Source organism: Streptomyces sp. NPDC111628, assembly GCF_055635195.1.
Genome location: NZ_JBVKBZ010000007.1, coordinates 327,787 through 348,058 on the forward strand (window position 1 = coordinate 327,787; position 20,272 = coordinate 348,058).

At 74.1% G+C, this 20,272-nt stretch carries 18 protein-coding genes and 1 riboswitch; of the genes, 10 read left to right on the forward strand and 8 right to left on the reverse strand.

Annotation, left to right across the window (positions count from 1 at the left end; genetic code table 11):
• Positions 1-174 precede the first annotated feature (174 nt).
• The 4 genes from ACZ7MF_RS34090 to ACZ7MF_RS34105 all read left to right on the forward strand — a co-directional run bounded on the left by ACZ7MF_RS34090 (position 175) and on the right by ACZ7MF_RS34105 (position 5,810).
• Complete coding sequence (locus tag ACZ7MF_RS34090) at positions 175-729, forward strand: beta-class carbonic anhydrase (protein ID WP_162833066.1); 555 nt, start codon at positions 175-177, stop codon at positions 727-729.
• Positions 730-985: 256 nt separating this feature from the next.
• Complete coding sequence (locus tag ACZ7MF_RS34095) at positions 986-2,059, forward strand: AAA family ATPase (RefSeq protein WP_398287168.1); 1,074 nt, start codon at positions 986-988, stop codon at positions 2,057-2,059.
• Positions 2,059-3,420 carry a DUF58 domain-containing protein gene (locus ACZ7MF_RS34100; RefSeq protein ID WP_471482085.1) on the forward strand — a complete coding sequence of 454 codons (1,362 nt, stop codon included), beginning with the start codon at positions 2,059-2,061 and terminating at the stop codon, positions 3,418-3,420. The genes ACZ7MF_RS34095 and ACZ7MF_RS34100 overlap by 1 nt, the downstream gene beginning before the upstream one ends.
• Positions 3,420-5,810 (forward strand): transglutaminase TgpA family protein, encoded by a 2,391-nt coding sequence (locus ACZ7MF_RS34105; RefSeq protein ID WP_471482086.1) that lies wholly within the window; start codon positions 3,420-3,422, stop codon positions 5,808-5,810. The genes ACZ7MF_RS34100 and ACZ7MF_RS34105 overlap by 1 nt, the downstream gene beginning before the upstream one ends.
• A gap of 167 nt (positions 5,811-5,977) precedes the next feature.
• On the opposite strand, the gene ACZ7MF_RS34110 is transcribed toward ACZ7MF_RS34105, so the two are convergent.
• The 3 genes from ACZ7MF_RS34110 to ACZ7MF_RS34120 all read right to left on the reverse strand — a co-directional run bounded on the left by ACZ7MF_RS34110 (position 5,978) and on the right by ACZ7MF_RS34120 (position 8,224).
• Entirely contained in the window at positions 5,978-6,385 is a 408-nt protein-coding gene (locus ACZ7MF_RS34110) for a spore wall synthesis complex protein (RefSeq protein WP_011028137.1), read from the reverse strand.
• Positions 6,386-6,661: 276 nt separating this feature from the next.
• Entirely contained in the window at positions 6,662-7,489 is an 828-nt protein-coding gene (locus ACZ7MF_RS34115; RefSeq protein ID WP_471482087.1) for a methyltransferase, read from the reverse strand.
• 147 nt (positions 7,490-7,636) lie between these two features.
• Complete coding sequence (locus ACZ7MF_RS34120) at positions 7,637-8,224, reverse strand: SAV_6107 family HEPN domain-containing protein (RefSeq protein ID WP_471482088.1); 588 nt, start codon at positions 8,222-8,224, stop codon at positions 7,637-7,639.
• 183 nt (positions 8,225-8,407) lie between these two features.
• On the opposite strand from ACZ7MF_RS34120, the gene ACZ7MF_RS34125 reads away from it, so the two are divergent.
• Positions 8,408-9,037, forward strand: a complete 630-nt coding sequence (locus ACZ7MF_RS34125; protein WP_471482089.1) for a TetR/AcrR family transcriptional regulator — start codon at positions 8,408-8,410, stop codon at positions 9,035-9,037.
• 466 nt (positions 9,038-9,503) lie between these two features.
• A complete protein-coding gene (locus ACZ7MF_RS34130; RefSeq protein ID WP_471482090.1) occupies positions 9,504-11,024 on the forward strand; it encodes a phytoene desaturase family protein in 1,521 nt (506 codons plus the stop codon).
• A 13-nt stretch (positions 11,025-11,037) separates the two neighbouring features.
• On the opposite strand, the gene ACZ7MF_RS34135 is transcribed toward ACZ7MF_RS34130, so the two are convergent.
• The 5 genes from ACZ7MF_RS34135 to ACZ7MF_RS34155 form a co-directional block, all read right to left on the reverse strand.
• Positions 11,038-12,036, reverse strand: a complete 999-nt coding sequence (locus tag ACZ7MF_RS34135) for an SCO2102 family sporulation regulator (protein ID WP_471482091.1) — start codon at positions 12,034-12,036, stop codon at positions 11,038-11,040.
• A gap of 56 nt (positions 12,037-12,092) precedes the next feature.
• Positions 12,093-13,016, reverse strand: a complete 924-nt coding sequence (gene metF, locus ACZ7MF_RS34140; protein WP_356864402.1) for a methylenetetrahydrofolate reductase [NAD(P)H] — start codon at positions 13,014-13,016, stop codon at positions 12,093-12,095.
• A 145-nt stretch (positions 13,017-13,161) separates the two neighbouring features.
• On the reverse strand, positions 13,162-13,833 hold the full coding sequence (gene thiE / locus ACZ7MF_RS34145) for a thiamine phosphate synthase (protein ID WP_471482092.1): 672 nt from the start codon (positions 13,831-13,833) through the stop codon (positions 13,162-13,164).
• Positions 13,834-13,972: 139 nt separating this feature from the next.
• Positions 13,973-14,338: an Rv2175c family DNA-binding protein gene (locus ACZ7MF_RS34150; RefSeq protein WP_087809829.1), complete on the reverse strand. Its 366-nt coding sequence runs from the start codon at positions 14,336-14,338 to the stop codon at positions 13,973-13,975.
• Between the two features lie 41 nt (positions 14,339-14,379).
• Positions 14,380-15,666 (reverse strand): NAD(P)/FAD-dependent oxidoreductase, encoded by a 1,287-nt coding sequence (locus ACZ7MF_RS34155; RefSeq protein ID WP_471482093.1) that lies wholly within the window; start codon positions 15,664-15,666, stop codon positions 14,380-14,382.
• Positions 15,667-15,750: 84 nt separating this feature from the next.
• Positions 15,751-15,862: riboswitch (TPP riboswitch) on the forward strand.
• On the opposite strand from ACZ7MF_RS34155, the gene thiO reads away from it, so the two are divergent.
• The 4 genes from thiO to pknB all read left to right on the forward strand — a co-directional run bounded on the left by thiO (position 15,860) and on the right by pknB (position 20,246).
• Positions 15,860-17,101, forward strand: coding sequence for a glycine oxidase ThiO (gene thiO / locus ACZ7MF_RS34160; RefSeq protein WP_471482094.1), 1,242 nt, complete (start codon positions 15,860-15,862; stop codon positions 17,099-17,101). Its footprint overlaps the riboswitch before it by 3 nt.
• Positions 17,098-17,298, forward strand: a complete 201-nt coding sequence (gene thiS / locus ACZ7MF_RS34165; protein WP_356864406.1) for a sulfur carrier protein ThiS — start codon at positions 17,098-17,100, stop codon at positions 17,296-17,298. The genes thiO and thiS overlap by 4 nt, the downstream gene beginning before the upstream one ends.
• A 2-nt stretch (positions 17,299-17,300) precedes the next feature.
• A complete protein-coding gene (locus tag ACZ7MF_RS34170) occupies positions 17,301-18,098 on the forward strand; it encodes a thiazole synthase (protein WP_471482095.1) in 798 nt (265 codons plus the stop codon).
• A 192-nt stretch (positions 18,099-18,290) separates the two neighbouring features.
• The gene (gene pknB / locus ACZ7MF_RS34175) at positions 18,291-20,246 is read left to right on the forward strand and encodes a Stk1 family PASTA domain-containing Ser/Thr kinase (protein WP_471482096.1); all 1,956 of its coding nucleotides are present in this window, start codon (positions 18,291-18,293) and stop codon (positions 20,244-20,246) included.
• Positions 20,247-20,272 lie beyond the last annotated feature (26 nt).

Genomic DNA, 20,272 nt, shown 5'->3' on the forward strand with positions numbered 1-20,272 from the left:
GTCAATCAACCGGCCTGCGCGTCGCGGACACCGGTGTCAGCAAACCGGCATCGCACGGCTTTTCACTCGTACGGCCGCAATCCCACCACCCTGTGGGTTGGCTCACAACAAGCCTCGATGACGTTCTTTGTCCCGCTTCACAGCGGGCCACGGGCCGGGACGGCCAGTAACGTCATGGATATGACGACTTCTGCATCGGTACCCGCCGCCTCCGAATCCGCCATAGCGGCCGACCACACCGTCACCGACCGGCTCGTCGAGGCGAACGAACGCTACGCCGCGGCGTTCGCCGACCCCGGCATGGATGCCCGCCCCGTACAGCGCGTCGCCGTCGTGGCCTGCATGGACGCACGCCTGGACCTGCACGCCGCGCTCGGCCTGAAGCTCGGCGACTGCCACACGATCCGCAACGCGGGCGGTGTCGTCACCGACGACGTGATCCGGTCCCTGACCATCAGCCAGCGGGCGCTCGGCACCCGCAGCGTGGCCCTCATCCACCACACGGGCTGCGGCATGGAGACCATCACCGAGGAGTTCCGGCACGATCTGGAGCTGGAGGTGGGCCAGCGTCCCGCGTGGGCGGTGGAGGCCTTCCGGGACGCCGACCAGGACGTGCGGCAGTCGATCGAGCGGGTGCGCACCTCGCCGTTCCTGCTGCACACCGAGGACGTGCGCGGTTTCGTCTTCGACGTGAAGACCGGGCTGCTGCGCGAGGTCGACCCCGCCTGATCCGGCGGTCCGCCCCGACGCTCCCGCCGTGCAAGCTCCGCAAAGGCCGTAAGGGCCGACATATCGCGGCCAGTTGTCCACAGGCGAGTGACACGAATCGGTAACGGCGGCAAGAATGCGGGAAGTGGTGTCGCGCGGAACTTTTTCCGCTCGGTGTCCGTGATTCGGGGTGGGCCGGTCCGCGGTGCGGGGCCGGCCGGCAAGTTGGGGTACCCCCACTCCCCAGGGAGTGCGGGGAAAGGCCGAGGAGGGCCGGGTGACGACCTATGACGATCAGGCGAGCCGTGGAGGCACCGCCGCGCGAGCGTACGGGAGCGTGGGGGAAGATCTGACCGCTGTGGTCGAGCGGGTCCGCGGTTCGGTGGAGGACGTGATCGAGGGCAAGCCCGAGGTCGTACGGCTCTCGCTGACCGTGCTGCTGGCCGAGGGGCACCTGCTGATCGAGGATGTGCCGGGCGTCGGCAAGACCATGCTGGCCAAGGCGCTGGCGCGGTCCATCGACTGTTCCGTGCGCCGGATCCAGTTCACGCCGGACCTGCTGCCCTCGGACATCACCGGGGTGTCGATCTGGGACCAGCAGCGGCGGGACTTCGAGTTCAAGCCGGGCGCGATCTTCGCGCAGGTGGTGATCGGCGACGAGATCAACCGCGCGTCGCCGAAGACGCAGTCGGCGCTGCTCGAGTCGATGGAGGAGCGTCAGGTCACCATCGACGGCCAGACCTACGAGCTGCCCAGTCCCTTCATGGTGGTGGCGACGCAGAACCCGGTCGAGATGGAGGGGACCTACCCCCTTCCGGAGGCCCAGCGGGACCGTTTCATGGCCCGGGTCTCCATCGGTTATCCGAGCCCGGAGGCCGAGTTGCAGATGCTGGACGTGCACGGCGGGGCCAGTCCGCTGGACGACCTCCAGCCGGTGGCGCACGCGCACGACATCCTGAAGCTGATCGAGGCGGTCCGCGGCGTCCACGTGGCGGATCCGGTCCGGCGGTACGCGGTGGACCTGGTCGCCGCCACCCGCACCCACCCGGACCTCAGACTCGGCGCCTCGCCGCGTGCCACGCTGCACCTGCTGCGCGCGGCGAAGGCGTCCGCCGCCCTGAGCGGCCGGGACTACGCGCTGCCGGACGACGTGCAGGCCCTCGCGGTCGCCGTCCTGGCCCATCGGCTGCTGCCGACCGCGCAGGCCCAGCTCAACCGCCGCACCGCCGAGCAGGTCGTCCAGGAGATCCTGCAGCGCACCGCGGTGCCCGCGGAGCCTCAGCAGCAGACGGGCTTCGGCATGGGCCGCGGCACGTCGGCGTACGGTCAGCAGCCGCCGCGGAGGCTGTGATGGACGCCGGGGGGACGGACCGGTCCGAGGCCGACCGGGGCGAGGGCGGCGGCATCCGGACCGCTCTTTCCGGTCTGACCACCCGCGGGCGCTCCTTCCTGGCCGCCGGCATCGCGGCCGCGGTCTGCGCGTACGTCCTGGGCCAGAGCGACCTGCTGCGCGTCGGGCTGCTCCTGGGCGCCCTGCCGCTGGTCTGCGCGGCCGTGCTCTACCGCACGCGCTACCGGGTCGCGGGCAGTCGCCGGCTCTCCCCCGGGCGGGTGCCCGCGGGCAGCGAGGCCAGGGTGCATCTGCGCGTCGACAACGTCTCCCGGCTGCCCACCGGTCTGCTGATGCTCCAGGACCGGGTGCCCTACGTACTCGGTCCGCGGCCCCGCTTCGTGCTCGACCGGGTGGAGCCGGGCGGTCGCCGCGAGGTGTCCTACCGGGTCCGCTCCGACCTGCGCGGCCGCTTCCCGCTGGGCCCGTTGCAGCTGCGCCTGACCGACCCGTTCGGCCTGTGCGAGCTGACCCGCTCCTTCTCGACGTACGACACCCTGACCGTGATCCCGCGGGTGGAGGCGCTGCCGCCGGTGCGGCTGAGCGGGGAGGCGAAGGGGTACGGCGAGGGACGGCAGCGCTCGCTCGCCCTGGCCGGTGACGACGACGTGATCCCGCGCGGGTACCGGTACGGCGACGACCTGCGCCGCGTGCACTGGCGCTCCACCGCGCGCTACGGCGAGCTGATGGTGCGCCGCGAGGAGCAGCCGCAGCGGGCCCGCTGCACGGTGCTGCTCGACACCCGGGTCGTGGCCTTCGAGGGCGCGGGCCCCGACTCGGCCTTCGAGTGGGCGGTGTCGGGCGCGGCGTCCGTGCTGGTGCACATGCTGGAGCGGGGCTTCTCCGTCCGGCTGCTCACCGGCTCCGGCGACGCGGTGCCGGGCGAGGGCGCCGACGGCTTCGCGGGCGCGAGCCAGGGGACGGCCGACGCGGCCGGTCTGATGATGGACACCCTCGCCGTGATCGACCACTCGGACGACACGAGCCTGTCGCGGGCGTACGACATGCTGCGCGGCGGGAACGAGGGGCTGCTGGTGGCGTTCTTCGGCGACCTGGACGAGGAGCAGGCCACGGTGGTGGCGAAGATGCGGCAGCGGGGCGGCGGCGCCGTCGCCTTCGTCCTGGACAGCGAGACGTGGGCCCGGGAACCGGCCGACGTGCCCGGCCCGTCGGCCGGGAGCGACGAGCGGCTGCGGATGCTCCGCGAGGCGGGCTGGACCGCCGTGGCGGTCCCCCGGGGTGCCACCGTGGAGGAAGTGTGGCGGCTGGCCGACCACGAACGCACCACCCTCGCGACACCGGCCGGCTCGGAGGGGGCGTGATGAGCGGGCGCGCGCGGTTGGCGGTGTGCGCGTGGGCGGCCACGTTGATGGCCGCCTGTGCGCTGTTGCCGTTGGTCGAACCGGCCACGTGGATCCTCCAGGCGGCGGTGCTGCTGGCGGTGCAGTCGGGGGTGGGCGCGGTGGCCCGGCGGGTGCCGCTGGCCCGGCCGCTGACCATCGCGGCGCAGGCCGTGGTCACGCTGGTACTGCTGACCCTGGTCTTCGCCCGGCAGCAGGCGCTCGCCGGTCTGATCCCCGGCCCGCAGGCCTTCCAGCGCTTCGCCGACCTGCTCCAGCAGGGCGGCGACGACATCGCCCGGTACGCGATCCCGGCGCCGCTGGAGTCCGACGGCATCCGGCTGATGCTGGTCGGCGGCGTTCTGGTGATCGGGCTGCTGGTGGACACCCTCGCGGTGACCTTCCGCAGTGCCGCCCCGGCCGGCCTGCCCCTGCTCGCCCTCTACTCGGTGGCCGCGGGGCTGTCCGAGGGCGGCGCCGACTGGCTCTGGTTCCTGGTCGCGGCGGTCGGCTATCTGATGCTGCTCCTGGCCGAGGGACGTGACCGGCTCTCGCAGTGGGGCCGGGTCTTCGGCGGCTCCTCGCGCCCACCGGGCCCGGAGCAGGGGCGCGCCCTGGCCCCGGTCCGCACCGGACGGCGCATCGGCGCCTTCGCGCTGGGCATCGCGCTGGTGGTGCCGCTCGCCCTGCCCGCGATGGACGGCGGGCTGCTGGACGGCGCCGGCGGCGGCGTGGGCTCCGGCACCGGTGGCGGCGGCACGATCTCGGCGGTGAACCCGCTGGTCTCCCTGCGGGACAGCCTGAACGTGAACGAGGACCGGCAGGTCCTCTCCGTCCAGACGGACTCCGAGGACCTGTCCGACCTGTACCTGCGCATCGTGTCCCTGGACGACTTCGACGGCACCACGTGGAAGCCGTCCAAGCGGCGCATCACCGCCGTGCCGGAGGGCACCTTCCCCACCCCGGCCGGCCTCGGCCCCGACATCAAGCGCACGGAGACCCGGGCCCTGGTCTCGGCCGCGGACTGGTACGCGCAGGACTGGCTGCCGATGCCCTACCCGCCCAGCGGCGTGCGCGTCGCGGGCAACTGGCGCTTCGAACCCGTCGGCATGACCCTGGTCGGCGACCACGGCCAGAACACCCGCGGGCTGAAGTACGAGGTACGCAGCCTGAACGTGCAGCCGACGGCGGAGCAGCTCGCCGCGGCACCACCGCCGTCGGCGGCACTCACACGCGAGTACACGCAGCTGCCGGACTCGCTGCCCGACGTGGTCTCCCGGACCGCCCGGGAGGTCACCGCCGGCGCCGCGAACCCCTACGAGCAGGCGGTCAAGCTCCAGGAGTACTTCGCGGTCAACGGCGGCTTCGAGTACGACACCCAGGTCAAGGTCGGCAGCGGCTCGGAGGCGATCGCCCGGTTCCTGAAGGACAAGGAGGGCTTCTGCGTCCACTTCTCCTTCGCCATGGCGGCGATGGCCCGTTCCCTGGGCATTCCGGCCAGGGTCGCGGTCGGCTTCGCGCCGGGCTCCCCGCAGGCGGACGGCTCGGTTTCGGTGGGGCTGCGGGACGCGCACGCGTGGCCCGAGGTGTACTTCGAGGGCGTGGGCTGGACCCGCTTCGAGCCGACGCCGACGCGTGGCTCGACCCCGTCGTACACCATCACGGACCGGCCGGGCAGCTCGGTGCCGGACCCGGCCCTGCCGTCGCAGAGCGCACAGACGGAGCCGTCCGCGGCCCCCTCGTCGAGCGACACCTGCTCCCCGCAGGACAAGAAGCTGGACGCCTGCTCCACCGAGTCCGCGGTGGCCGTGCCCGTCACCGGCGGCGACGGACCGAAGTGGTACGCGCTGCTGGCCTGGGCCCTGGCCGGGCTCGTGGTGCTGCTGCTCCCGCTGGCACCGATGCTGTGGCGGCTGCGCGCCAGGGCGGTACGGCTCGGGGCGCACGGCCGCGGTGCGGCGGACGTCGGCCCGCACACCCTCGCGGTGTGGCAGGAGCTGACCGACGCCGCGTGGGACCTCGGCATCCTGCCGCAGGACTCGCAGACCCCGCGCAAGGCGGCGGCCCGCATCGTCCGGCTGGGCCGGCTCGAGCCGACGGCCGCACAGGCGGTGCACCGGGTCGCGGACGCCGTGGAGCAGGTCCTCTACGCGCCCCGCCCGCGTCCGGTCGCGGGGCTGGCGGAGGATGTGCGGCTGGCGACCGCCGGGCTGCGGGCCACGGTCGGCCGCGGAACGCGGCTGCGCGCACGGTTCGCCCCGCGTTCGGCCGTCCGGGTGACCTGGACGGTGTCTGCCCGGTGGACGGCGCTGAAACGGCGGGCCGCGGCCGCCCGGCCGGAGTGGCGCAGGACGTCGGACCAGGAGGGCTGAGCCGAACGGGCGCCGACCCCACCTCGGGTCGGCGCCCCGGGCCGGTGTCTCGGCGCGTCGACGGGCGCTCGTCGACGGGCGCTCATGGGTACGCGTGAGGGGGTGACCACCCGGACGGTGGTCACCCCCTCACGCGCATGTGCTGGTGAGCGGCTGCTCGGACGGCGCTACTGGCCGCCCTGCTGCTCGTCCCTGCGGCGCTGCCAGCGCTCGTCGATGCGGTCCATCATCGAGCGTTTCTGTCGTCCTTGGCGGCGGGCCGCCTGCGGTCCGGCACCGGCCGCCTGCTGCTGCTCGCCCGGTTTGGGGGCCTTGCGCCAGCCGGTCACGGCGAGCACCGCGCACCCCAGCATGACCAGGAAGCCCACCACGCTGAGCCACACCTGCTGGGCGACCATACCGGCCATGAGGAGCGCAATACCTACGAGGAAGCCCGCGACCGCCTGGTAGACCCGTCGCCGGGTGTACGTACGCAGCCCGCTTCCCTCGAGCGCTGTCGCGAACTTGGGATCTTCGGCGTACAGCGCTCGCTCCATCTGCTCGAGCATGCGCTGCTCGTGCTCCGAGAGCGGCACGGAGTCCTCCTCATCGTGCAGTCGCCGGGGCGACCCGGGGGGTCCCTTCAGGATAGGCAGGGAATCGCCCCCGTGAAACCCGCCCCTCTGCGCCAATTGACCAACCGGACTCCGTCATGGCCGTACCGGCTCGCTGAAGTTCCCATTCCCCAGCGGCCGACCCGTCATGCCGGGCCGTCTCCCTCGATCATACGGCGACTGCCCCCCGTTCGGGGGGCCTGTGGCGTACTCCATCTGCAGTCGCGTCGCTGATCAGCGCCTTACCCCACCGGGCGCTCAGGCCTCGTCGGCCCCTCGCGTCTCGCCGAGCACATGGAGCTGGGTGGCCACGGAGTGGAACGCGGCGAGTTCGGCCGCCGCGGCCTCCAGCTTCAGCAGGGCGTCCATCGCGCCGGGCTCGGTGTCCACCAGCACGCCGGGCACGAGGTCGGCGAAGACCCGCACGCCGTGCACGGCACCGATCCGCAGCCCGGCGGCCTCGACCAGCCCGGTGAGCTGCTCGGCGGTGAACCGGCGCGGCACCGGGTCACCCGTGCCCCAGCGGCCGTCCGGGTCGGCCAGGGCCTGCCGGGCCTCCGTGAAGTGGCCGGCGAGGGCGCGCGCGAGCACGGCCCCGCCCAGGCCCGCGGCGAGCAGGCTGAGGACGCCGTCCTCGCGCAGTGCCGCCACCGCGTTGCGGACGCCCTCCGCGGGGTCGTCGACGTACTCCAGGACGCCGTGGCACAGCACCGCGTCGTAGCCGCCGCGCTCGACCACGTCGAAGAGGCCGCGGGCGTCGCCCTGAACGCCTCGCACGCGGTCGGCGACACCGGCCTCGGCGGCCCGGCGCTCCAGGGCGAACAGGGCGTTGGGACTCGGGTCCACGACGGTGACGCGGTGGCCGAGCCCGGCCACGGGCACCGCGAAGTTGCCGCTGCCGCCGCCGGTGTCGAGGACGTCCAGCGTCGGCCGGCCCGTGGCCTTCACCCGGCGGTCCAGCGCGTCCTGGAGGACGTCCCAGACCACGGCGGTGCGCAGGGCGGCCCGGGAACGAGCGGGCTCGGAGCGGGGAGCCGCCGTGTGCGGTCGGGGGTGGGAGGCGGGCGGGCGCATCGGGTCCGACACGGCAGTTGACTCCTCGGCGCGGCACCGCCTCGGACACGGGCGGAGCGAACGGGCTGCCGCCCCCGCCCGGTGCGGGGAGGGGAGGCTTCAGGCGACTCCCACCCTATTGCCTGCGCCGCGCGCACCGGGCACCCGTTCGTCTCCCGCTCATCCGGCGTCCGGCAGGTCCCGGCCCGGGTGACCGGCGTCGGAACGCCGGGGCCGCTCGGCGCCCGGTGGGTCCGCGTCGGGGCGTGGCTGGGGCAGGACCGGCTGGAGGACCAGCATCCGCTCCACCAGGCGCAGGAACATCGCCACGTCGCGTATCAGGTCGTCGGCGTCCCGGCTGCCCGCCGCGCCCCGGATGCCCGCCTCGGCGCGGGCCCGGCGCCGCGCGCCGGAGGCGAACAGCGCGCTCCAGTCGGACAGCTCGGGCGCGATCTCGGGCAGCACCTCCCAGGCGCTGCGGATGCGGGCCCTGGCCCGTGGGCCGGTCTCGGGGCGGCCGCGCGCGGCCAGCACCGCGGCTGCGGTGCGCAGGGCGGCGAGGTGGGCCGTCGCGTAGCGCTCGTTCGGCGTTTCGAGGGCGGTGGCCTCCTCCAGCCCGGCCCTGGCCTGGGCGAGCAGGTCGAGGGCGGCGGGCGGGGCTGTCGTGCGGCGGAGCACGGGGTGCACGTCGCTCGCCGGTCCGGTCAGTGAGGGTGCAGGGCCGGCTGCGCGGGGCCGCCGGGCGGCGGCTGCGGACGAGTGGGCCATGACGATCCTCCTGTCGTCTCCGTGACGGCACGTCCTGGCAGGAGGTGCCGTATGTGCCCATCGTGAGGTATGGCACTGACAATCCGTTCTGACCTGGACTTTCGATTCGATCGGCCGTTCGGTTCCGGTCGTGCGCGGGCCTGCGGTGACGCCGCCGCGCGGGGTGCTGTGAGAATCGGGACCATGGAAAGCAGCAGCACCGCCTCGCAGAGCGGCAGCCGTCGCGAGGCCACCCGGCAGAAGCTCTACGAGGCGGCGGTCACCCTCATCGCCGAGCAGGGCTTCTCCGCCACCACCGTGGACGAGATCGCCGAGCGCGCCGGGGTCGCGAAGGGCACGGTCTACTACAACTTCGCCAGCAAGTCCGTCCTCTTCGAGGAGCTGCTGCGGCACGGCGTCGGCCTCCTGACCGCCTCGCTGCGGCAGGCCGCGGAACGGACCGCCCGGGAGGGCCGCGGCCGGGTCGACGCCCTGGACGCGATGATCCGCGCGGGGCTCGTCTTCATCGACCGCTACCCGGCCTTCACCCAGCTGTACGTCGCCGAGCTGTGGCGCACCAACCGGGCCTGGCAGTCCACGCTGCTGGTGGTCCGGCAGGAGGCCGTGGCGGTCGTGGAGGGCGTCCTGCGCGAAGGCGTGGCGAGCGGTGAGTTCAGTGAGGACATCGACGTGCCGCTGACCGCCGCCGCGCTGGTCGGCATGGTCCTGGTGGCGGCGCTGGACTGGAAGGCGTTCCAGCCGGAGCGCTCGCTCGAAGACGTGCACGCCGCGCTGTCCCGGCTGCTCCAGGGACGCGTGAGCGGCCGGGGCTGAGCGGCCGGAGCCGAGGGCCCAAGCCGGCCGGCGGACAAGGACGGTGCACGAAGAACGCCGGTCCGTGGTGGCCGCGTCCCCCGCGGGCCGCCGTCGGACCGGCGCCTTCTCCTGCTCCCCCGTACGTCCCCTCGTCGGGACTCCCGTCACCGGTCGTCCCTCCGGGCTCCCCCGTGTCTCGCTCCCGCCGGCCACAGCCGGCGGAAGGAGCGGATCGCGGGCCCGGCTCCGTTCCGGCGCCCCGTGCCGCCGGTGCCGGAGCCGTGCCCCTCTCCGTGTCTCCACTCTCTCGTTCCCGCAGGTCGGGGGCCATCCGCGCGCGTACTCATCCGCCGCACTAGGTACAGCTACTCAGTCCTGCGCACCCGGCCCCACGGCGCGGCGCCGCCGACCGGTCACATGGACGTCCGTTCCGGTGCTCAGCCCTCGCACGGGGGTGTCGGTGGCGGCGGATAAAGTCCCTGGCATGGCACGGATTGCGGTGATCGGCGCCGGGACGGGCGCCATGGCGGCGGCCGCCCGGCTGGCCGTCGCGGGCCACCGGGTGGTGGTGTACGAGCGGGCGCGGACCTACGGCGGAGCCCTGGGCCGCTTCGAGCGGGACGGGTTCCGCTTCGACACCGGCCCCGGCCTGCTCCCGCTGCCCGCGGTCTGGCGCGATCTGTTCGTGAAGACCGGCAAGGAGCCGCTGGAGTCCCGCGTCGAGCTGGTCCAGGTCGACCCGTCGTCCCGGCACGTGTTCGCGGACGGCACCGAGGTCTCGCTGCCGAACGCCTCGCGGGCGGGTGTCGTCGCCGCCCTGGACGCGGCGCTCGGTGCGGGCGCCGGGCGGCGCTGGGGCGACTTCCTGGTGCGGGCCCGGGAGACCTGGGACCGCACCCGCCGTCCCCTCCTGGAGGAGCCCCTGTGGCCCGACTGGCGGGTGCTGGCCGAGCGCGAGCCCTATCCGGCGGTCCCGCACAAGCGGCTGCTGCGCACCCGACGGGCCGGCACGCTCGCCGAGGTCGGCGCGTGGGAGCTGCGCGACGCCCGGCTCGCCGCCCTGCTGGAGAGCCACGCGCTCGCCCACGGCCTGGATCCCCGCACCACCCCGGCGAACGCCGCGGTCCTGCCGTACATGGAGTACGCGTTCGGGGTCTGGTACGTGCGCGGCGGCGGTCTGCGGGAGCTGGCGCGGGCGGTGTACGAGCGGTGTCTGGCCCGCCGGGTCGAGTTCCGCTTCGATGCCGAGGTCACCGGGGTCGTCGAGAAGGACGGCCGGGTGGCGGGCGTGGAGCTGGCCGAAGGGGCCGTGGCGGAGGCCGAGTTGGTCGTCTCCGGCGTGGCGCCGGGCGTGCTGGACCGCCTGTGCGGTGGGACGCCGGTGCGCGGCGCGGACGAGGTGCCGCCGCAGCGCGGTGGGGCGAGCCGGCTGACGGTGCTGCTGGCACTGCGCGGCAGCCGTCCGGCGGGCACGGCGCACCGCACGGTGGTGCACGCGGCGGACCGTGACGCGGAGTTGGACCGCCTGTTCGGCGCCGCTCCCCAGATGGCCGCGCGGCCGACCGTCACCGTCCTGCGGCCCGACGACCCGGCCCTGGTCCCGGACGCGGACCACGAGGCGGTGACGCTCAGCGCGGTGGTGCCCGCCCTGGGCGGCGAGTCGGAGCGGGCCACGACCGACGAGTCCGCCCGGCGGGCCGAGCAGCTGATCAGCGTCGCCGAGCGGGCGGTACCGGGCCTGCGCGACCGTCTTCTGTGGCACGAGGTGCGCACCCCGGCCGAGGTCGCGGCGGACACCGGTGCGGCGGACGGGGCGATTCCGGCACCGTCGCTGGCGGGCGCCGACGGACGGCTGCTGCACCCGGCGAACGGCACGCGCACGGACGGCCTGTTCACCGTCGGCGGCTGGTCGCACCCGGGCGGGGGTCTGCCGCACGCGGGCATGTCGGGCGCGCTGGTCGCCGGACTGGTGGTGGAGGGGCCGGAGTTCCGCGGCTCCCAGTGAGCGGCCGGGTTCCTCAGAAGCGGTACTGCTCGTCGTAGCCCTGGCCCTGGCCCTGTGTCTGGCCGTTGCCCTGGTAGGGGTAGGGCTGCTGCTCGGGCGGGAGTTCGCCGCCGTAGGGGTCGTCGGTGCTGCGCTGCTGCGGCACCCACACTCCGCCTGCCGGGGTCTCGCCGCCGTAGCCGCCGGGCGCGCCGGTGGCGTACTGGTCCTGCCCGTAGCCCTGGCCCTGCTGGCCGTACTGCTGCTGCCCGCCGGTCGTGTCGTAGCCACCCGTGTCGTACGCCCCGCCGCCGTAGGTGTGGGTGCCGATGTACGGGTCCGAGTAGGCGGCGTACTGCTGCTGGGCGCCGGTGTCGTAGCCGTAGCCCTGCTGCTGTCCGTAGCCCGAGTAGTCGTAGGCGTAGGACTGGTCGGCGTCCGTCGCGGCCGCCGCCGGCTGCTGGCCGGTGCCGTACCCGGAGTCGGCGTACACGCCGTACGAACCGGTGTCGTCCGGCATGGGCTGCGGCGCGTAGACGGCGGTGGTCTCCGCGGCCATGGCGTCGGCCGGGCGGGCCGGGGTGAAGACGTCGTCGCGGTCGTAGTCCTCGTGCCCGTACGAGCCGGTGTCGTCCTGGCCCGGGGCGTGGCCCTGGGCGCGCTCGTCGTAGCCGTCGTGGTGGTCCTGGCCGCCCTCGGCGGGTTCGAGCCCGGAGACCTCCAACGTCGGTTCCTCGCGGCCCCGTTCGGGACGTCCGCGCTTGCCGACGAGGCTCGCCGGGGCGTTGACCGCCCAGCCGGCCTCGAAGCCGCGGCGGAACGACAGGGTGACGTAGGTCTGGCCGACCGCGAAGGCGGCGGCGCCGACGCCGATGACGAGCACGTTCGACATCAGCACACCGGCCACGACGCCGACGAAGCCGGCGAAGGCCAGCAGCCGCCAGCGCAGCCGCGCCTTGTACTGCAGCAGCACCTCGCCGAGCAGCCACAGCGCGACGCCGCCGAACGCGATGTAGAGGACCGTCCAGCCCATGTACGCCCCTCTCCCAGTGGCCGTTACGCAGTGTGTCGCAAATACGTGCGGCCGGTCTAGGCCCGCGGTGGGTGGTGCAGGCCCAGGTTCTCGTAGATTTCCAGCGTCGCCGTGGAGTTGTTGAGCGTGATGAAGTGCAGTCCGGGCACTCCCTCGGCCAGCAGCCGTGCGCAGAACTCCGTGGCAAACTCGATTCCGATCGAGCGTACAGCGGCCGGATCGTCCTTGGCTGTGAGGATCCGCTCTTTCAGCTCCGCCGGGAACGAGGCGTTGCTGAGCTTCGGCAACCTCTCCAGCATCTTCACACTGGTCACCGGCATGACCTCGGGAATGACCGGGGTCGCGCAGCCGGCCGCGGCGACCCGGTCGCGCAGCCGGAGGTAGGAGTCGGGCTGGAAGAACATCTGGGTGATGGCGTAGTCGGCGCCGGCCCGGCACTTGTCGACGAAGTGCGTGACGTCCGTGTCCCAGTCGGCGGAGCGCGGGTGCATCTCGGGGAAGGCCGCGACGCCGACGCAGAAGTCGCCCGACTCCTTGATGAGCCTGACCAGTTCGGCCGCGTACGTCAGGCCCTCGGGGTGCGCGATCCAGTCGGCGTTCGGGTCGCCGGGCGGGTCGCCGCGCACGGCCAGCATGTTGCGGATCCCGGCGTCGGCGTACTGGCCGATGATGTTGCGCAGCTCGGCGACGGAGTGGTCGACGGCGGTGAGATGGGCCACCGGTGTCAGCGTGGTGTCGGCGACGATCTGCTGGGTCTCGCGGACCGTGCCCGCGCGCGTGGAGCCGCCGGCGCCGTAGGTCACGGAGACGAAGTCGGGGGCCACGGCCTCCACCCGCCGCAGCGCGCTCCAGAGGTTCTTCTCGCCCTTGGGCGTCTTCGGCGCGGAGAACTCGAACGAGTACGTCGCCTTGCCGGTGGCGAGGATGTCACGCACCGTGCGGGCGCGATCCGTCCTCGTGCTTGCGGTTCCGAGGGCCATATGGGCAGGTTAGCCAGGGTGCGGCGGTCACCCAACCGGATGCGGGACTTTTGTCCACATTGTCGAGTTGTTGTCCATCCTTTGGACACCTGCCCGCCTGCCCGCCTGCCTGCCCGCAGGGGCGACGCCCCGCGACGACGTGCGGCTACCCCTGTGCCGGGACCTGCCGCAGCCGCTTCGCGAACTCGGCCGCCGCCGCGCCCGGGTCCTCGGCGGCGGTGATCGCGCGGACGACGACCACGCGCCGGGCGCCCGCCTCCAGCACCTCGTCCAGATTGCCGAGGTCGATGCCGCCGATCGCGAACCAGGGGCGGTCGGTGCCCAGCGCGGCCGTGCGGCGGACCAGGTCGAGGCCGGGTGCGTGGCGGCCGGGCTTGGTGGGGGTCGGCCAGCACGGACCGGTGCAGAAGTAGTCCACGCCCTCCTGGGCCGCCGCGGCGGCGGCCTCGGACTCGGCGTGCGTGGAGCGGCCGATCAGCACCTCGTCGCCGAGGATCGCGCGGGCGGCGGGCACCGGCAGGTCGCCCTGGCCGAGGTGGAGCACGTCGGCGCGGGCCGCGTGCGCGACGTCCGCGCGGTCGTTGACCGCGAGGAGCTTGCCGTGGCGGGCGCAGGCTTCGGCGAAGACCGCCAGGTGCTCCAGTTCCTCCGCCGCCTCCATTCCCTTGTCCCGCAGCTGCACGATGTCGACGCCGCCGGCGAGCACGGCGTCCAGGAACTCGGGCAGGTCGCCCTGGCTCCGGCGGGCGTCCGTGCACAGGTAGAGCCGGGCGTCGGCGAGCCGGGCGCGGGCGGCGGTCGGGGCGGTGTCGGGCATGCGGGTGGTCCCCCGGTCGTTCGGTGGCGTGGGCCCGTGACGGGCCCCACGACGGTGGCGTACGGGCACGGCGCCCGGCGTGCGTGGCCCGCACGCCGGGCGGTGTGGCGGATCGGTGGTGCCGGATCGGTGGTGGAGGTCAGACGGCGAGCGCCTGGGCGCGGCGCTTCACCTCCGTACCGCGATTCTCACTCAGCGCCTGGGCGGGGGTGCCGGGCAGGCTCGGGTCGGGCGTGAAGAGCCACTCCAGCATCTCCTCGGCCGTGAAGCCGTCGTCCCGCAGCAGCGTCAGGGTCCCGACCAGGCCCTTGACGACCTTGTCCTCGTCGATGAAGGCCGCCGGGATGTGCAGCGCGCGGTTCTCACCACGGCGTACGGCGATGAGCTGGCCCTCCTTGATCAGCTGGCGTACCCGGGTCACCTCGACGCCGAGCATCTCGGCGATGTCGGGAACGGTGAGCCAGGCGGGCACGAGAGCATCGGTCTTTGCGTCAATCTCGGTCACGCCTCCAGCCTGCCACCTGGCACTGACAGTCGGAAACCTGGCTACGCCGTGGCCGCCGTCGCCGCCTTCAGCGGCTTCGCCGGGTCGGCCAGCAGCTCCGGGTCCATCGGCGTACCCGCCTGGATCAGGCGCCTGCCCTGTGCCAGGTCGCGGGGGCGGCCCACCGCGAGCAGGGCGATCAGGCGGCCCTCGCGCAGCCAGCAGACCGTCCACGCCGGGCTCGCGGGGTCGCCGCGCCACAGGGTGGTGTCGGCGGCGGTGTGGTGACCGGCGTACTGGACGAAGCGGCCGAACTGCTCGGACCAGAAGTAGGGCACCGGGTCGTAGGCCGCCGGGACCTCGCCGCCCGGGGCGCCGACGATGTCGGCGGCGACCGTGCGCGGGCCCTGGAGGGCGTTGTCCCAGTGGTGCACCAGCAGCCGCTCGCCGTAGCGCGCGGAGGGGAAGGAGGCGCAGTCGCCGACCGCGTGGACGTCCGGCGCGGAGGTGCGCAGACGGTCGTCGGCCAGGACCTCGCCGTGCGCACCGAGGGCGATGCCGGACCCGGCGAGCCAGCCGGTGGCCGGGCGGGCGCCGATGCCGACGACGACCGCGTCGGCGGGCAGCCGGGTGCCGTCGGCGAGGACGACCCTGCCGGACTCACCGGGGCCGCCGGGCTCGACGCGCTCCACGCGCGCGTGGGTGCGCAGTTCGGCGCCTGCGTCGGCGTACCAGGCGGTCATCGGTGCGGCGACCTCGGCGGGCAGCGCGTCGGCCAGCGGCCGGTCGGCGGCCTCCACCACGGTCACCGCGCAGCCCGCCTCGCGCGCGGCGGTGGCGAACTCGGCGCCGATCCAGCCCGCGCCGACGACCACGACGTCGTGCTGCCGGGCGAGCACCGGACGCAGCCGTTCCGCGTCGTCCAGGGTGCGCAGCAGGTGCACGCCGGGCACGCCCTCGGCGCCGGGGAGCCGGACCGGTTCGGCGCCGGTCGCCAGGACGAGGACGTCGTAGGGCACGGGCCCCTCGGAGGTGTCCAGGACGTGCTCCGCGGGGCGGACGCCCAGGGCCTCGCAGCCCAGCCGCAGGGTGATGCCGAGGGCCTCGAAGTCGACGTCGAAGGCGGAGCCCTCGGCGGTGCCGAGCAGGACGGCCTTGGACAGCGGGGGGCGGTCGTACGGTTGGTGCGGCTCCGCGCCGATCAGGGTCACCGGGCCGGTGAAGCCCTGTTCCCGCAGGGCGACCGCGGTCTGCACGCCCGCCATCCCGGCGCCCACCACGACCACCCGGCGCTCCGCGTCCGCCGCCGGCCGCCGTCCTCGACCCCGTTCCCGCGTCTGCTCGCTCACCCGATCACCATAGACACCCGGCGTTCCTCCGGTCGGTGAGGCTCCCTTACCCGTGCGACGCGCCGCGGGCTAGGGTGGCCGACGCAAGGCACTCGCGGGAGCCCGGACGCACCGGGCTGAGAGGGAGGCTGGCGGCCTCCGACCGTACGAACCTGATCCGGGTCATGCCGGCGAAGGGAGGGGCTGGACGCCCATGTCGTCTCCGTTGTCGTCTTCATCACACACACCTCCGCACCCGCCTCGTACACCCCGTACACCCGACGTGCTCGTCGTCGGCGGCGGGATCATCGGGCTCGTCACCGCCTGGCGGGCCGCGCGCCGCGGGCTGGTCACCGCCCTCGTGGACCCCGAGCCGGGCGGCGGGGCGGCCCAGGTGGCGGCCGGGATGCTGGCCGCCGTCACGGAGCTGCACTACGGCGAGGAGACGCTGCTCGCGCTGAACCTCGCCTCGGCCCGCCGCTACCCGGAGTTCGCGGCCGAGCTGACCGAGCTGACCGGTCACGACCTCGGTTACCGGCGCTGCGGCACGCTCGCCGTCGCGCTGGACGCCGACGACCGCGCCCACCTGCGCGAACTGCACGCGCTCCAACAGCGGTCCGGCCTGGAGTCCGAGTGGCTGTCGGGGCGCGAGTGCCGGCGCCTGGAGCCGATGCTCGCGCCGGGCGTGCGCGGGGGGCTCCGGGTGGACGGCGACCACCAGATCGACCCGCGCCGCCTCGCCCACGCACTGGTGGCCGCCTGCGAACGCCAGGGCGTGGTCTTCCACCGGGTGTGGGCCGAGCGGCTCACCGTCGGGCGCGGGGACCGGGCCACGGGCGTCGTCACCGCCGCCGGCACCGCCCTGGAGGCCGGGCAGGTGGTGCTGGCCGGGGGCAGCCTGAGCGGGCGGCTCGAGGGCGTGCCGGAGGCCGTACTGCCGCCGGTGCGGCCGGTGAAGGGGCAGGTGCTGCGGCTGACCATGCCGCGGACGGCGGTGCGGGCGCCGCTGCTGAACCGGACCGTGCGCGCCGTGGTGCGCGGCAACCACGTCTACCTGGTGCCCAGGGAGAGCGGCGAGCTGGTCGTCGGCGCGACCAGCGAGGAGCTGGGCTGGGACACGACGGTCACCGCGGGCGGCGTCTACGAACTGCTGCGCGACGCGCACGAGCTGGTGCCCGGCATCACGGAGCTGCCCCTGACGGAGACCCGCGCGGGTCTGCGTCCCGGCTCCCCGGACAACGCCCCGCTGCTCGGCCCGACCGCTCTGGACGGCCTGCTGCTGGCCACCGGTCACCACCGCAACGGCGTCCTGCTCACCCCCGTCACCGGCGACGTCATGGCGCACGCCCTGACCACCGGGGAGCTGCCGGAGGAGGCCCGCCCCTTCACGCCCCGGCGCTTCGGTGCCGACGCCGCGCCTTCCCCACTCCCGCACCTCTCGGAGCAGCCCGCATGAACATCTCCGTCAACGGCGAGCCGCGCGAGGTGGCTCCCGGGACCGCCCTGGGCGCGCTGGTGGGCACGCTCACCGCGGCCCCGTCCGGGGTGGCCGCCGCCCTGAACGAGACCGTCGTCCCGCGCGCGCGGTGGTCCGCCACCGCCCTGGCCGACGGCGACCGTGTCGAGATCCTCACCGCCGTCCAAGGAGGCTGACCATGGCCGACGATCCCTTCGTCCTCGGCGGCACGACGTACGCGTCCCGCCTGATCATGGGTACGGGCGGGGCGCCCAGCCTGGACGTGCTGGAGCGCGCGCTGGTGGCCTCCGGGACGGAGCTGACGACCGTCGCGATGCGGCGGGTGAACGCCTCGGTGCACGGCTCCGTGCTGTCCGTGCTGGAGCGGCTCGGCATCCGGGTGCTGCCGAACACGGCCGGCTGCTTCACGGCCGGGGAGGCGGTGCTCACCGCCCGCCTCGCGCGCGAGGCGCTCGGCACGGACCTGGTCAAGCTGGAGGTCATCGCCGACGAGCGCACCCTGCTGCCGGACCCGGTCGAGCTGCTGGACGCGGCGGAGACGCTGGTGGACGACGGGTTCACCGTACTGCCGTACACCAACGACGACCCGGTGCTCGCGCGGAAGCTGGAGGACGTCGGGTGCGCGGCGATCATGCCGCTGGGCTCGCCGATCGGGTCCGGGCTCGGGATCCGCAACCCGCACAACTTCCAGCTGATCGTGGAGCACGCGCGCGTGCCGGTGATCCTGGACGCCGGGGCCGGTACGGCGTCGGACGTGGCGCTGGCGATGGAGCTGGGGTGCGCGGGTGTGATGCTGGCCTCGGCGGTGACGCGGGCGCAGGAGCCGGTGCTGATGGCTTCCGCGATGCGCTCCGCGGTGGAGGCGGGGCGGTTGGCCCGGCGGGCCGGGCGGATTCCGCGGCGGCATTTCGCCGAGGCGTCGTCTCCTGCGGAGGGCTTGGCGGTGCTGGATCCGGAGCGGCCCGCCTTTCAGTGAGCCTGCGCTGTACTGAGGTTTTGTCTCCCACCCGCGCACCACCCGTTTCCGGCCAAGAGGTGGCCCGACCCGTCGTGGTGCCTCACCGTCGGCGGCGCACGGTGCGTGGGAAGCGTCACAGATGCGCTGCAGTACCGGTCCTATTCCGTTCGGCGAGGCGGGGTGTCCGTGGTGGCTCGTACACTCACCTGCGTGGACACGACCCTTCAGGACCCTCTCGTCGGGCAGGTGCTCGACGGCCGGTACCGCGTCGAGGCGCGGATCGCGGTCGGCGGGATGGCCACGGTCTACCGGGCCGTGGACACCCGCCTGGACCGCGTGCTCGCGCTGAAGGTGATGCACCCGACGCTCGCGACCGACGCCACCTTCGTCGAGCGGTTCATCCGCGAGGCCAAGTCGGTGGCCCGGCTCGACCACCCCAATGTCGTCCAGGTCTTCGACCAGGGGGCCGAGGGGGCGTACGTCTACCTGGCGATGGAGTACATCGCGGGCTGCACCCTGCGCGACGTGCTGCGCGAGCGCGGGGCGCTCAGGCCGCGGGCCGCGCTGGACATCGTGGAGCCGGTCCTGGCCGCCCTCGGCGCCGCGCACCGCGCGGGGTTCGTGCACCGGGACATGAAGCCGGAGAACGTGCTGATAGGTGACGACGGCCGGGTCAAGGTCGCCGACTTCGGCCTGGTCCGCGCCGTGGACACCGTGACCAGCACCACCGGTGCCGTCCTCGGCACCGTCTCCTACCTGGCGCCCGAGCAGATCGAGCACGGCACCGCCGACCCCAGGGTCGACGTGTACGCGTGCGGTGTCGTGCTGTACGAGATGCTGACCGGCGCCAAGCCGCACGACGGGGACTCCCCCGCTGCGGTGCTCTACAAGCACCTCCACGAGGACGTGCCGCCGCCGTCGGCCGCCGTGCCGGAGATGGCGTACGAGCTGGACGAGCTGGTGGCCGCGGCGACCGCGCGCAACCCGGAGATCCGGCCGCACGACGCCGTGGCGCTGCTCGCGCGGACCCGCGAGGCGCGTGAGTCGCTGAGCGCGGCCCAGTTGGACGCGGTGCCGCCGCAGGCGCTCGCCGCGGAGCACGACAACGCCGACGACCGCACGAGCGTGATCCCGCGCGCGCTGACGATGCCCCGGCCGCTGCCCGTCAACGAGGACGACGAGTCCGCCGGCCCGGACGGCCGCTTCGCCTCGGACGGGATCAACCACACCAGCCGGCTCGCCGCTCCCCCGCCGGCTCCCTCCCCGTCCCGGCGGCTGCGGCTGCGCCGCGGGCCGCTGACGATCGTCGTGGCCGTCCTGCTGGTGCTCGGGGTCGGCACGGGCGTCTGGTACATCAACTCCGGCCAGTTCACCAAGGTGCCGCCGCTGCTGTCCAAGACCGAGGCCCAGGCCCGGGACCGGCTGGACGACGCCGGTCTCGACGTCGGCAAGGTGCGGCACGCCTACAGCGACACCGTGGAGCGCGGCAAGGTCATCAGCACCGACCCCGGGGTGGGCGACCGCATCCGGAAGAACGACTCGGTGGCGCTCACCGTCTCCGACGGCCCCGACACCGTGAAGCTGCCGGACGTGACGGGCTACCGGCTGGACAAGGCCCGGACGCTGCTCGAGGACGAGGGGCTGGAGCCGGGCATGGTGACCCGGGCGTTCAGCGGCGAGGTGGCCAAGGGCTTCGTGATCTCCACCAAGCCCGGGTCCGGCACCACGGTGCGCGCGGGCTCGGCGGTCGCCCTGGTCGTCAGCAAGGGCAGCCCCGTCGACGTCCCGGACGTCACCGGCGACGACCTGGACGAGGCACGGGCCGAGCTGGAGGGGGCCGGCCTGAAGGTGAAGGTCGCCGACGAGCGGGTGAACTCGGAGTACGACAGCGGCCAGGTGGCCCGGCAGACGCCGGAGCCGGGCGGCCGGGCCGCCGAGGGGGACACGGTGACGCTCACGGTGTCCAAGGGGCCCCGGATGATCGAGGTCCCGGACGTGGTCGGGGACAGCGTGGACGACGCCAAGCAGAAGCTCGAGGACGCGGGCTTCGAGGTGGACGAGGACCGCGGGCTGCTCGGGCTGTTCGGCGACACCGTGAAGGAGCAGTCCGTGGACGGCGGGGACTCGGCTCCCGAGGGGTCGACGGTCACCATCACGATCCGCTGACCCGGCGGCCGATCAGGCCGGACACC